Raw genomic sequence first — 13,013 nt, 5'->3', positions numbered from 1 at the left:
ATGCACATCATGGCGGATGACGCAAGGCGCAAGCGGGCGGGCGGGCGCGCGGGCAAGGAAAAGCGTGGCGGCGGGCATGTCATCGACCAGATGCCCTGGCGCATCCCGCAGAACTTCGACAAGCCGACCGAGCCGCTGACCCCGGAGGGTGTCGAGGCGATCCACAAGGGCGCCATGCGCATCCTGAAGGAGATCGGCATCCGCTTCCTCAACGACGAGGCGGTCGGCATCCTGCGCGAAGCGGGCTGCATCGTCGACGGCGACACCGTCCGGATGGATGAGGATTTCGTGATGGAGATGGTCGGGCGCTGCCCCTCCAGCTTCACGATCACGCCCCGGAACCCTGCGCGCGCCCTGCCGATCGGAGGCCGCTCGATCCTCTTCGGCAACGTTTCCTCGCCTCCGAACTACTGGGACCTCGAGACCGGCAAGGTTTCAGGCTTCATGGAAGGTTTCCGCCGCTTCATCAAGCTGACGCAGTACTTCAACTGCATCCATTTCGCCGGCGGCTACCCGGTCGAGCCGATCGACGTGCATCCTTCCGTGCGTCACCTCGACTGCATCTACGAAAAGCTCGTCCTGACCGACAAGGTCATCCACGCCTATTCGCTGGGCAAGGAGCGGGTCGAAGACGCGCTGGAAATGGTGCGGATCGCTGGCGGCATGACGCACGAGCAGTTCCGCGCGCGGCCGCACATGTACACCAACATCAACTCGGTCTCGCCGCTGAAGCACGACTTCCCGATGATCGACGGCGCGCTCCGCTGCGCCCGGGCGGGGCAGGTCGTGATCATCACGCCCTTCACGCTCGCCGGCGCCATGGCGCCGGTGACGCTTTCGGGCGCGGTTGCGCTGTCGCTGGCCGAGGCCCTGTCGGCGGTCGCGCTTCTGCAATACGCGGCGCCGGGTGCGCCCTGCATGATCGGCACCTTCACATCGAACGTCGACATGAAGTCGGGCGCGCCGGCCTTCGGAACGCCCGAATACATGCGCGCCACCCAGATGACCGGGCAGCTAGCGCGGCGCTACGGGCTTCCCCTGCGCTCTTCCGGCGTCTGCGCCGCGAACGTTCCGGACGGGCAGGCGATGTGGGAGACATCGAACTCGCTCTGGGCTGCGGTGCAATCCGGCACGCACATGGTCTATCACGCGGCGGGCTGGCTTGAGGGCGGGCTGATCGCGAGCCCCGAGAAGTTCGTGATGGACTGCGAAGTGATCCAGATGATCCAGCGCTACATGGAGCCTGCGACCTGGGCCACGACGCCCGAGGACATCGCGGTCGAGACGATCGCGGAGGTCGGCTCCGAGGGCCATTATTTCGGCTGCCAGCACACGCAGGAGCGTTACACGACAGCCTTCTATTCACCGATCGTCTCGGACTGGCGGAACTTCGAGGCCTGGCAGCTGGACGGCGCGGTCCGCACGCCGGAACGGGCGCACAGGGTCTTCAAGGCGATCCTCGACGAGTTCGAGGCGCCTCCAATGGACGAAGCCATCCACGAGGAACTGAAGGACTTCGTCGCGCGCCGGAAGGCCGAAGGGGGCGCGCCCACGGATTTCTGACGGCGCTGCCCTGGGATCGCGGCGGGCAAGTGGGTGTAGGGCTCGCTTGCCCGACGGGGATTCATGCCGCTGAAATGAGCCCTCTTCGCAAGGACTTCTGATCTGGTCCCGTGCCGCACCTCCCGCTAGGATCGGCGCGAGCAGGGGAGGCAAGGCATGGGCGGCAACGACACCACGCGGCGGCAGGAGATCGACCGGCTGAGGCTCGCGGCCTTCGGCGCATTGGGCGGGCTCTGCGGCTGGTTGCTTCTGGACGTCTACTGGGACAGCGGGGCACCACGCCTCGTCCTGTTCCTGACGGTGCTGGCGGGCGGTTTCTTCGCGGCCGCGCTTGCGATGGCGATGCACATGCGGGCCGCGCGGGCAGCCATCCTGTCGCTTGCCGCCGCGCTGCCGCCGGCGGTGCTGATGACCTGGTCGAGCCTGCGCTTCCCGTCCGTCTCCGACTTTCTCGGCTCGGGACATCCGCTGCTTGCAGGCTTCGTCCTTCTCGCCCTGCCGGTGCCCTTCCTCATGGCGCGGGAGGAGGGTAACTGGCGCGACTATGCGCGGCTCTTCATCATCACCTGGAACCTCGTCGTGCGCTATGCGGCGGTCTGGATATTCACCGCCGTCGTCTGGGCCGTCATCTACCTGTCGGACACGCTCCTGAGTCTTGTCGGGCTCGATATCATCGAAAGGCTGATCGAAATTCCGGCGGTCGCCTGGGCAGTATCTGGCGCGGCGGTTGGCCTTGGCATGGCCGTGGTCGACGAACTTGAGGACTACGTCTCGCCCTATCTCGTGCTTCGGCTCCTGCGGCTGCTTCTGCCGGCCGTCCTGATCGTCGTTCTTGTCTTCCTCGTCTCCATTCCATTCCGCGGGCTTTCGGACCTTTTCGGAAACTACTCCGCGGCCGGGACGCTCATGGCTATCGCCCTGGCGGCGGTGGGGCTCATCTCCATCGGGGTCGATGCGAGCGATGACGAGATGGCGGGCGGCGCCTTCATGCGCACGGTGGTTCGGGCTCTCGCGTTGACGCTTCCGGTTCTGGCCGCCCTGGCCGCCTATGCGGTCTGGGTGCGGGTCGCGGATTACGGCTGGACGCCCTCGCGGATCGGGGCCGCCGCGGGCGTGGTCGTGAGCGCGGGTTATGGGCTGCTTTACGCGGGCGCAGTCCTGTCCGGCGCGGAATGGGCGGGGAGGATCCGGGGCGCGAACGTCCTGATGGCGGGGGCTCTCGTGGTCCTCGCCGCGCTCTGGCTCACGCCCGCTGTTGATGCCGAAGGGATATCCGCCCGGACGCAGCTTGCGCGCTTCGAGGCCGGCGAGAGCACGGTCGAGGAGCTTCCCGCCTGGGAAATGCGCTGGGACTGGGGTTCGGCGGGGGCTGCGGCGCTCCAACGTCTTGGCGAGGTTCAGGACCATCCCGAACAGGCCGCGCTGGAGGCGAAGCTGGCCGCGGTCGCCGGCTCCACGGGGCGCTGGGACAAACCCGCGGTGACAGAGCCGGGGATCACGCTGGAGGTCTTCCAGTCGCTTCTGACGGTCCGGCCCGAGGGCGCCCAACCGCCCGAAGGCACGTTTGACGGGATCCAGCCCTACCAACTCCGTGAGTGGATCGCAGGCTGCCAACGCACGGACGCGCAGGGCCGTGCGGGCTGCGTGCTGGTCGTCGCCGATTTTCTGCCTGGCCAACCGGGGGAAGAGGCGATGCTGTTCTTCCGCACGGCGGGGCGTTCGGTAGGGACGGCGGAAATGGCGGTCCGGCAAGCGAATGCGGTCCGGTTCGTTCGCGAGAACCGGGCGAATGGCGTCCCGGCGCTGGGGGCGGAGGAGTTCTTCGACCGTCTTTACAGCGGCGATTTCGTGATCGGCCCGGCGCAGGTCAACGCCCTGTCCTTCGGCAGCACGGAATATCTGATGCTGCCATGAACGCATTCGCCGTTTCTTAAGGGTGCTGGCGCTAACTTCCCCCGGGAATCTTGGGGTGATCTGAATGCACGGTCTAATGAACCGCGCGGTGCAATGCTTCCTGCGCGATGCCTATGGTGAAGAGGTCTGGATGGGCGTGGCCCAGGCGGCGGGGGTCGAGCCCGAGGGGTTCGAGGCCTTGCTGACCTATCCCGACGAGGTGACCGAGGCTGTCCTGGCAGCGGCCTCCGCAAGGCTTGGCAAGCCGCGCGACGCGCTGCTGGAGGACGTGGGGATCTATCTCGTCGGACTTGAACCCCTGCGCCGTCTCCTTCGGTTCGGCGGCGTGAGCTACACCGATTTCCTTGATACGCTGGAAGAGCTGCCGGGGCGGGCGATGCTGGCCGTACCGGATCTTGGCCTGCCGACCCTCGACGTGCGAGCACATGGCCATGGCCGCTTGACGTTGCTCTGCCGGCCCGGGTTTCCCGGCATGGGCCACGTCTTCGCCGGCGTCCTGCGGGCGCTCGCTGACGATTATGGCGCGCTGGCGCTGATCGATCATGCGGGCGAGGACGATGACGGAGAGACGGTCGAGATCGAGCTGCTCGAGGCGAGTTTCTCCGAGGGGCGGCGGTTCGATCTTGCACGGCCGCGGGTAGCGGGGCCGCTCTGATGGACGGATCGAAGTCGGAAACGCTGGCGCTTGTTCCGCCTGCCGCGCTTGGTCGACTGATGCCGATGTTCCTTTGGGTCTCGGTGACCGGTCACGTGCGTGAAGCCGGGCCGACCCTCCTGAAGCTCTGCGAGGGCCGTCCGCTCCTCGGTTGCGGCTTTCTCGACGTGTTCGAGATCACGCGCCCGCGCCCTGTGGCTTCGGTGACCGAGCTGGAGATGCTTGCCGGGCGGCGGCTGCATCTGCGGCTTCGGGATGCGCCCGATACGGCATTTCGCGGCCTTGCCGTGCCGCTTGCGACGGGGCAGGGCGTGATCGTCAACCTCTCCCTCGGGATCGGCCTTGCCGCCGCCGTGTCCCAGCACGAGCTGACGGATGCCGATTTCGCCGCGACCGACCTCGCGGTGGAACTTCTCTATCTTCAGGAAGCGAAAAGCGCAGTGATGGAGGAGCTTCACGGAATGAACCTTCGCCTTGCGCATGCGCGGACCGCGGCGGAGGAGAAGGCACGGACCGATCCCCTGACGGGTCTCGCCAACCGACGGGAACTGGATGCCGCGCTGGCCCGCGCTGCGGCGGGTGCGGGCAATGGCGGAGCTCCGTTCGCGCTCGTCCACATCGACCTCGATTTCTTCAAGGCAGTTAATGACAGCCTTGGCCACGCCGCCGGAGACGAGGTCCTCATGCGGGTTTCGCAGATCCTGCGCGAGGAGACGCGGAAGTCGGATGTCGTGGCGCGCGTTGGCGGCGACGAATTCGTGCTGATCCTGCGCTCGACGACCGATCCGGACGGCGTGCAGGCGTTGTCGCGCCGGGCCATCGACCGCATGGAGGAGCCCATACAGTTCGAAGATCAGTTCTGCCGGATCTCAGCCAGTGTCGGCGTGACGGTCTCGTCGCTCTACGCCGCACCGGACCCGGACCAGATGCTCTTGGACGCGGACCTCGCACTCTACGCGTCGAAGCGTCGGGGAAGGGCATGCTGCACGGTCTTCACGCCTGGGATGGAGGTTCCGGAAGACAGGCGCGCCCCCGGGTGATCCAGTCGTAGCGTCAAGTTGGGTCAGTTGCGCCGGGGCACGGGCGCTGCGCAGGCCCAATCTGCCAGCCGTGGAGGTGGCTTTCCCTAGCCGATGAGTTCGAAGCGATCCACGTCGACCATGCCGCGATCGGTGATCTTCAGGTGCGGGATCACGGGCAGCGCGAGGAACGCGAGCTGGAGGAACGGCTCCTCGAGCGTGACGCCCAGGCTCCTTGCCGCCGCGCGCAGTGCGACGAGGTCGGTTTCGACCTTCTCGAAAGGCTCAGGGCTCATCAGTCCCGCGACGGGCAGGGCGAGTTCGGCCAGGATGCGGCCCCCTTCGGCCACGACGAAACCGCCTTCGATTTCGCCCAGCCGGTTCGCGGCCAGCGCCATGTCGGAGTAGTCGGCCCCCACGACGGCGATGTTGTGGTGGTCGTGGCAGACGGTCGAGCCGATCGCGCCCCGCTTCAGCCCAAAGCCCTTCACGAAGCCCGTCGCGATGTTGCCATTCTTGCCGTGCCGTTCGACGACGGCGATGCGGATCAGGTCACGCTCCACGTCCGGGCGCTTGTCGCCGTCCATGGGCGCGATCTCTTCCGTCAGGTGTTCGGTGATGATCTTGCCGGGCAGGATGCCGATAACCGGTGTCTCCGCCCGGTTTCCGGGAGCACGGAACGCTTCGGCCGAAACCTTCGGTGCCCGGACCGATCTGCGCGCAACCGGCGGTATCGTTTCGCGCGAGGCGAAGGCTCTCGCGTCGACGCGCCGTCCGCCGGCCAGGACAAGCTGCGCATGGCAGGTTTCGAGGCTGTCCAGAGCGACGATGTCCGCGCGCTTGCCGGGCGCGATGAGCCCGCGGTCCTTGAGCCCGAAGGCCTCCGCCGCGGACAGCGATGCTGCGCGGTAGACCGCGAGCGGCGCGGCGCCGAGCGCGATCGCGGTGCGGATCATGTAGTCGAGATGGCCGTGTTCTGCGATGTCGAGCGGGTTCCGGTCGTCGGTGCAGAACGCGATATAGGGGGAGTTCCGTTCGGTGATGATCGGGGCAAGGGCGTGGAGATCCTTCGATACCGACCCCTCGCGGATAAGGACGCGCATGCCCTTGCGGAGTTTCTCCAATGCCTCGGCGGCGGAGGTCGCCTCGTGCTCGGTTCGGATGCCCGCAGCGACATAGGCGTTGAGGTCGCGCCCCGACAGAAGCGGCGCGTGGCCGTCGATGTGGCGTCCGCGGAAGGCGCCGAGTTTTGCGAGGCAGCCGGGGTCCTTGAAGAGGACGCCCGGGTAATTCATGAATTCCGCCAGCCCGATCACCCTCGGGTGGTCTCTCAGCGCGGCGAGGTCGGCCGCTTCGAGCCGGGCGCCCGCGGTCTCCATCTCGGTCGAAGGAACGCAGGAGGACAGCTGGACGCGGATGTCCATGACGGTGCGGGCGGATGCGTCAAGGAAGTAGTGGATGCCTTCGAGGCCCGCGACGTTGGCGATCTCGTGCGGATCGCAGATCGCTGTGGTGATGCCGCGCGGGCAGACGCAGCGGTCGAACTCGAAGGGTGTGACGAGCGAGCTTTCGATGTGCAGATGCGTGTCGATGAAGCCGGGAACGAGCGTGAGCCCGGTCACCTCGATCACCTCGCGCCCCTCGTAAGCCGCGCCCGTGCCGACGATCGTGTCGCCGCAGATCGCGACGTCGCCGTCGAAGAATTCCCCGCTGACGAGGTCGAAGACCCGGCCGCCGCGCAGGACGAGGTCGGCAGGCGCCACACCGCGCCCCTGGTCGATGATGTCCTGAAGCGCCCGCGCCATTCCCGCCTCCGTCCGATGCCGTCCGGGAACAGCAGACACGAGCCCGCAGCGGGTGTCCAGTCGGGGGCTAGATGCGCGGGATCGAAGCCGGGCGTGCCGCGCGTTTCTGGGCGGCGATGCGGAACGGGGCGTTTGGCGCGCCGTAGCCGGCGTAGTTGCCCTGCCGTTCCACGATCTCGAAGAACATGCCGTCGGGGCGTGACGCCGAATAGAGATGGAAGAAGCGGCCGCCGGCGTCCTCGTCGTACATGATGTTCGCCGCTCTGAGCCGCGCGTTCAGGTTCGGGTCGAGGCCGAAGCGCGCCTCGACATCGGCGTAGTAGTTGGCGCCGATCTGGAGGACGGGAAAGCCCTTCTCCGCCAGGGTGGCCGCGGTGGCGAAGATATCGTCGGTCGTGAACGCGATGTGCTGGACTGCCGAGCCGAAGCTTTCCTCGATGAAGCGTCCGGCGAGCGTCCTCCGCCCTGCCGACCCGTTCAGCGTCACGCGGAGGGCCCCCGTTTCCACCGCCTGGGAGCGGACGAGCCCGTCGGGGTCCACGACGTCCACGACGGGCGCCTTCCGCGCTTCGAAGATCGAGGTGTAGAAGAGCGCCCAGCTCAGCATCTCGTCATAGGCCATCGTCTGGCCGAGGTGGTCGATCCGCACCAGCCCGGCGCCTCGCGGCTCCTTGTCCGAGACGCGGAAATCGACATCCCAGATCCCGCCGAGTTCCGGCCCGCGGTCCAGGAAGCGGAGCATGCTGCCCCCCACGCCGCGGATCGACGGTATCGGGAGTTCGCCTTGGGGGATGGGCTGTTCATAGCGTTCGGCACCGAGCGCGCGCGCGCGGGCGAAGCTCGCCCCGGCGTCGGGAACTGTCAGGCCGATTTCAGACACTGTCGTGCCGTGCGTCACGTATGCGGCATGGGCGAAGCCGCTGGTTTCGGTGTTCACCAGCACGTTGACACCGCCCTGACGCCAGAGCACCACGGATTTCGACACATGCCGCCCGGCCCGCACGAAACCCGTGGCTTCGAGCATCGTCTCGAGCGAGGGCGCCTCTTCCCGGCTCGTGGCGAATTCGATGAACTCCACGTTGTCCACGCCCGAGGGGCCGGGAAACCCGGGCAGGTCGACGGAGAGCGCGGGTTCAGCCCTGCGGACGCGGTCCATCAAGTTGATGAGGGAGCGGTGGCCGTCCTTGGCGACGAGCCGGGGGAGGCCCGCGCGGAACTGGTCGTTGAAGATCTCGAGGCTGAGCGGGCCGCCGTACCCGGTGGCGGTCACGGCGCGCATGAAGCCGGTCACGTCGAGGTCGCCTTCGCCCGGCATGTTTCGGAAGTGGCGCGACCAGTAGAGGAGGTCCATCTCGATCGCCGGGGCGTCGGCGAGTTGCACGAAGAAGATCTTGTCGCCGGGAATGCGGCGGATGCTTTCGGAATCGACTTTGCGCGCCAGCGAATGGAAGCTGTCGAGGATCAGGCCCACATTCGGATGATCGGCGCGGCGGACCACCTCCCACGCGTCGCGGTGATCGTTGACATGCCGGCCCCAGGCCAGCGCTTCGAAGCCCACGCGGACCCCATAGCGGGCCGCGAGTTCGCCGAGGTCACGGAAATCCGCGGCCATCCGGTCGATGCCGCCCATCGCCTCGGGGTGGACGGAGGAGCAGACGAGGATCAGGTCGGTGCCGAGTTCGTTCATCAACTCGAACTTGCGCTCTGCCCGTGCGAAGGCGCGGCTGCGGAGGGGTTCGGGGAGGCCCTCGAAATCGCGGAAGGGCTGGAACAGCGTGATCTCGAGACCGTGGTCGCGCACCATGTTGCCAACGTCGCGGGGGCTGCCCTCGAAGGCGAGGAAGTCGAGTTCGAATATCTCGATCCCGTCGAAACCCGCTGCGGCGATGGCGTCGAGCTTCTCGCGGAAGCCGCCGGAGATGGAGACGGTAGCGATCGAGGTTTTCATCCAGTCACTCCGCTTGGGACGGGGCCGTCCCAGACCTCTTGTAGATCAACGCCCGGCGCATGAAAATGTCGGAAAAATGCGGGGCCTGGCGGTCCGTCTTCATGAGGCGGTCGGCCGTCGCCCAATCGGCTCCGGGTTGACTCAGGGCAAAGACCAGGGTCTCGGAGGTGGCCTATGGTCCCGCAGGAAAGCCCGGATCGGCGCCGTGTCAGGCGCTTCCGGTGCCTTGGTGCGAAGGTCCTTTCCGCGCGCCAGACAGACGAGGATGACCATGGACGACACGGCGGCAACGGCGAGGAAGCTCAAGGGGAAAGGCGGTGCCGGCCAGGAGGCTCCCGCGGCCGATCCGGCCCCGACCGGAGGTCGGCCTGACGCCAAGGCCGGAGGATCGCGCGGAGCGAAGAACGGGCGGGAGCGCGAGGAACGTTCCGGGATGCGGCCCGAGTCGCCCGAGTTCGGCCATCCTTCGCCAATCGAACCGCCCGACAGCTACAGCACCGAAAGCCTGGACCGCGCCACGAAGGCGCATCTGGCGCGCTTCACCCTTGGGATATCGCCCTTCGGCCTCGCCTCGACCTATTACAGCTGGTGGCTGCATCTCATGGGTTCGCCCGGCAAGCAGGCGCAGCTTGTCGAAAAGGCGGCCCGCAAGATCGCGCGTCTCATGATCCACTCGGCGCAAACGATGCGCGAGCCGGACAGCGCGCCCTGCATCGAGCCGTTGCCCCACGACCACCGCTTCGACGACGCGGGCTGGCGCAACTGGCCCTACAACATGATCTACCAGAGTTTCCTCCTGACCCAGCAGTGGTGGTACAACGCCACGAACGACATCGACGGTCTGTCGAAGCAGGAAGAGCGGGTCGTGTCCTTCGTCACACGCCAGATCCTCGACATGCTCTCGCCGGCGAATTTCCCCTGGACCAACCCGGAAGTCGCACGGCTGACGGCGGAGCAGGGCGGTCGGAACCTCGTGCGCGGCTTCCAGAACTTCGTCGAGGACTGGGAACGCGCGATCTCGGGCAAGCTGCCCGTCGGCGCCGAGGACTACGTTCCAGGCCGGGATGTGGCCGTGGCCGAGGGCAAGGTCGTCTTCCGTTCACGCCTGATCGAACTCATCCAGTACGCGCCGAAGACCGACAAGGTGAAGGCGGAGCCGATCCTGATCACGCCCGCCTGGATCATGAAATACTACATCCTCGACCTGTCCCCCCATAACTCGCTGGTGAAATACCTGGTCGGGCAGGGCTTCACGGTCTTCATGATCTCCTGGCGGAACCCCACGGCCGAGGACCGGGATCTGGGCATGGACGACTACCTTCAGGCGGTCGAGGACGCGCTCGATGCGGTGACGGCGATCGTGCCGGACAGAAAGGTCCACGGCGTCGGTTATTGCCTTGGCGGAACGCTGTTGACCATCAAGGCTGCGCAGATGGCGCGGGACGGCGACGACCGGCTGAAGACGCTGACGCTTTTGGCGACGCAGACCGATTTCGAGCGTCCGGGCGAATTGCAGCTTTTCGTCAGCGAAAGCGAGGTGTCATTCCTCGAGGACATGATGTGGGACCAGGGCTATCTCGACACGAAGCAGATGGCCGGGGCGTTCCAGCTCTTGCGTTCGAAGGACCTGATCTGGTCGCAATATATCCACGAATACCTGTTGGGCCGGCGGCAGGAGATGTTCGACCTGATGGCGTGGAACGCAGATGCGACGCGGATGCCCTACAGGATGCACAGCGAATACCTGCGCCACATCTACCTCAACAACGAACTCGCGGAGGGCCACTACAAGGTTGGCTCCGCGCCGGTCGCGCTGAGTGACATATCGGTGCCGGTCTTCTGCGTCTCGACGACCAGCGACCACGTCGCACCCTGGCATTCCGTCTACCAGTTGCACCTTCTTGCCGATACGGACATTACCTTCGTTCTCACCAATGGCGGTCACAATGCCGGGATCATAAGCGAGCCGGGACATGACGGCCGCGAATACCAGATCCGCACGACGACGCGTGGAGCGCGCTTCCGTTCGCCGGACGCCTGGCGGGCGGAGGCCGAAAGGCACGAGGGGTCCTGGTGGCCGGAACTCACGGACTGGCTGACGGCGCAGTCCTCTGGCGAGGACGCGCCGCCGCGTCTCGGTCTGACGCGCGGGCCCTATGCCGCGCAGGCCGATGCGCCCGGCACATATGTCTTTCAGCGCTGAACGAGGGTGACTTTCGTGATGAGAGTAGAAAACCGGCCATTCGACCGGATCAGGGTAGGCGACCGCGCGAAGCTGAGACGCCGCATCGCACCGGGTGATATCCGCACCTTCGTCGGATTCGCGGCCGACACGAACCATGACCGCGTCGATGGCGAGATGGCGGCCAGCCCGGAATTCCGCGCTGCGATGGCCGAGGGTGGGTTCTGCGTCAGCCTGATAACGACGCTGGTCGCGACGGAGTTTCCCGGTTTCGGCGCGCGCATAGGCTCGATGGCGCTCGATTTCCTGGGCGCGCCCGTGATTGGCGACAAGGTCGACGTCGAGTTCTCCGTGCTCGCGCTGGACGAGGCGGCGCGCCGGGTTTCGATCGATTGCATCTGCCGCAAGGAAGAAGGGGAGGAAGCAGGGGGCGTGCTCTGCAAGGGACGTCTCGAGGTGATAGCGCCCGAGCGCGAGATCTCGCGCCGGTTCGGCAAGCCTGCCGGTTTCGGCGCGGCCGAGCCCCCAGACCGTTTCGACCGGCTGGAGGAGATGGCGCTGAGCCTCGGCGCGGTGGAGACCGGCGTCGTCTACCCGATCGACAAACCTTCGCTGCGCGGCGCGATGGAAAGCGCGGCTGCGGGACTGATCGCGCCGGTGCTGATCGGGCCGGAGGACAGGATCAGGGAGGTCGCGGAGGCGGCGGGTCTCGACCTGTCCGCTGCGCGGATCGTGCCTGCGCCCACGCCCGAGATCGCGGCGGAGACTGCGGCGCGCCTCGCCGCCGAGGGCGAGGTCCGAGTGCTGATGAAGGGTTCCCTGCACACGAGCACGCTTCTGGAGCCCGTCATCGCGCGGCATGACCTGCGCGGGCAGCGCCGCATCAGTCATGTCTTCGTCCTCGATGTGCCGAGCTACGCGCGCCTTCTTCTGGTTTCGGACGCGGCAATCAACATCCGGCCCGATCTCGACGAGTTGCGCGACATCGTCCAGAACGCGATCGACCTGGCGCATGTGCTGGGCACGGATGTCCCGAAGGTGGCGCTCCTTTCCGCAGTGGAGGACGTGACGGAGCGCATCCCCTCGACCGTGATGGCCGCTGCGATCTGCAAGATGGCGGAACGCGGGATCATCACCGGGGCCGAGGTCGACGGGCCTTTCGCGCTGGACAACGCGGTGTCCGAGCAGGCGGCGAAGATCAAGGGAATCCAGTCCCCCGTGGCAGGCGTCGCGGATGTCCTGATCGTGCCGGATCTGGTGTCAGGCAACATCCTGGTGAAGGATCTGGACTACCTCGCCGGCGCCGAGGCTGCGGGCGTGGTTATGGGCGCGCGGGTGCCGATCGCGCTGACGAGCCGCGCCGATTCTCCCCGCGAACGCCGCGCCTCTGCCGCGCTCGCCTGTCTCGTCGCGGCTGCAGGTCAGGCCGGTCGCGCGACGCAATGAGCCATCAGTGCGCGGCGCAGCCGTCGGACCGTCGAGGGCGTCAGGCCGTAGTAATGCGCGATCTCCCGGTCGGAAAGGCCGTATGCGTCCATCGCGCGCAGCGAGGCGCCCGGCATGGGGCCGAGCTTTGCCCGGAGGCCATGATGCGGCCGCGGCAGTCTGCTTCCTGGCACGGGCTGCGCAAGGAAGCGTTCAAGTCTGCTCATCGCGATATTCCCCCTGGGTCGGACGCGCCTGCTGTCTTCAAAGGGGCCGAATGCGGCCCCTGAACCGTGGGCCATGCAGCTTGTCGCGTCTGGCTGGATCGGCTCGCTTGAGCCATGCCATCCGAATGTAAATGTAACTTGAAACGGCCTCGCGCGCATCTCCGCCGTTGGACCGCCGGCGCTGCCGTGCCTGCCGAGGGGGCGAATCTCGGCGGGAAAGAGCCGAGACAAGGGGAGGGTGCGCTTATCAAAGGTTAATGCGCCTGCACGCGCCC

The 13,013-nt window shown here is 66.7% G+C and carries 9 protein-coding genes; 6 read left to right on the top strand and 3 right to left on the bottom strand.

Going from position 1 to position 13,013, the window contains the following annotated elements:
• Window positions 1-9: 9 nt before the first annotated feature.
• The 4 genes from ABCN56_RS05220 (at window position 10) to ABCN56_RS05205 (ending at window position 5,172) form a co-directional block, all read left to right on the top strand.
• Window positions 10-1,563: a trimethylamine methyltransferase family protein gene (locus tag ABCN56_RS05220; protein ID WP_343079700.1), complete on the top strand. Its 1,554-nt coding sequence runs from the start codon at window positions 10-12 to the stop codon at window positions 1,561-1,563.
• Between the two features lie 156 nt (window positions 1,564-1,719).
• Window positions 1,720-3,477 (top strand): DUF4153 domain-containing protein, encoded by a 1,758-nt coding sequence (locus ABCN56_RS05215; RefSeq protein WP_343079699.1) that lies wholly within the window; start codon window positions 1,720-1,722, stop codon window positions 3,475-3,477.
• A 64-nt stretch (window positions 3,478-3,541) separates the two neighbouring features.
• Window positions 3,542-4,132, top strand: coding sequence for a heme NO-binding domain-containing protein (locus tag ABCN56_RS05210; RefSeq protein ID WP_343079698.1), 591 nt, complete (start codon window positions 3,542-3,544; stop codon window positions 4,130-4,132).
• Entirely contained in the window at window positions 4,132-5,172 is a 1,041-nt protein-coding gene (locus ABCN56_RS05205; protein ID WP_343079697.1) for a diguanylate cyclase, read from the top strand. The genes ABCN56_RS05210 and ABCN56_RS05205 overlap by 1 nt, the downstream gene beginning before the upstream one ends.
• A gap of 86 nt (window positions 5,173-5,258) precedes the next feature.
• On the opposite strand, the gene ade is transcribed toward ABCN56_RS05205, so the two are convergent.
• Window positions 5,259-6,956 (bottom strand): adenine deaminase, encoded by a 1,698-nt coding sequence (gene ade / locus ABCN56_RS05200; RefSeq protein ID WP_343079696.1) that lies wholly within the window; start codon window positions 6,954-6,956, stop codon window positions 5,259-5,261.
• Between the two features lie 67 nt (window positions 6,957-7,023).
• A complete protein-coding gene (locus ABCN56_RS05195) occupies window positions 7,024-8,904 on the bottom strand; it encodes a bifunctional sugar phosphate isomerase/epimerase/4-hydroxyphenylpyruvate dioxygenase family protein (RefSeq protein ID WP_343079695.1) in 1,881 nt (626 codons plus the stop codon).
• Between the two features lie 265 nt (window positions 8,905-9,169).
• Here ABCN56_RS05195 and ABCN56_RS05190 point away from each other — a divergent pair, with 265 nt between their 5' ends.
• Together ABCN56_RS05190 and ABCN56_RS05185 are read left to right on the top strand one after the other, a co-directional pair.
• A complete protein-coding gene (locus ABCN56_RS05190; RefSeq protein ID WP_343079694.1) occupies window positions 9,170-11,107 on the top strand; it encodes a PHA/PHB synthase family protein in 1,938 nt (645 codons plus the stop codon).
• 18 nt (window positions 11,108-11,125) lie between these two features.
• Window positions 11,126-12,532 (top strand): bifunctional enoyl-CoA hydratase/phosphate acetyltransferase, encoded by a 1,407-nt coding sequence (locus ABCN56_RS05185; RefSeq protein ID WP_343079693.1) that lies wholly within the window; start codon window positions 11,126-11,128, stop codon window positions 12,530-12,532.
• Here ABCN56_RS05185 and ABCN56_RS05180 read toward each other — a convergent pair.
• Window positions 12,508-12,738, bottom strand: coding sequence for a hypothetical protein (locus ABCN56_RS05180; RefSeq protein WP_343079692.1), 231 nt, complete (start codon window positions 12,736-12,738; stop codon window positions 12,508-12,510). The two genes, ABCN56_RS05185 and ABCN56_RS05180, sit on opposite strands and share 25 nt — an antisense overlap.
• Between the last annotated feature and the right edge of the window lie 275 nt (window positions 12,739-13,013).

Origin of the sequence: Ostreiculturibacter nitratireducens (genome assembly GCF_032670585.1) — a bacterium.
Lineage (GTDB): Bacteria > Pseudomonadota > Alphaproteobacteria > Rhodobacterales > Rhodobacteraceae > Ostreiculturibacter > Ostreiculturibacter nitratireducens.
Note: the sequence above shows the minus strand (reverse complement) of the source record. Positions and strands in the feature narration are given on the sequence as shown.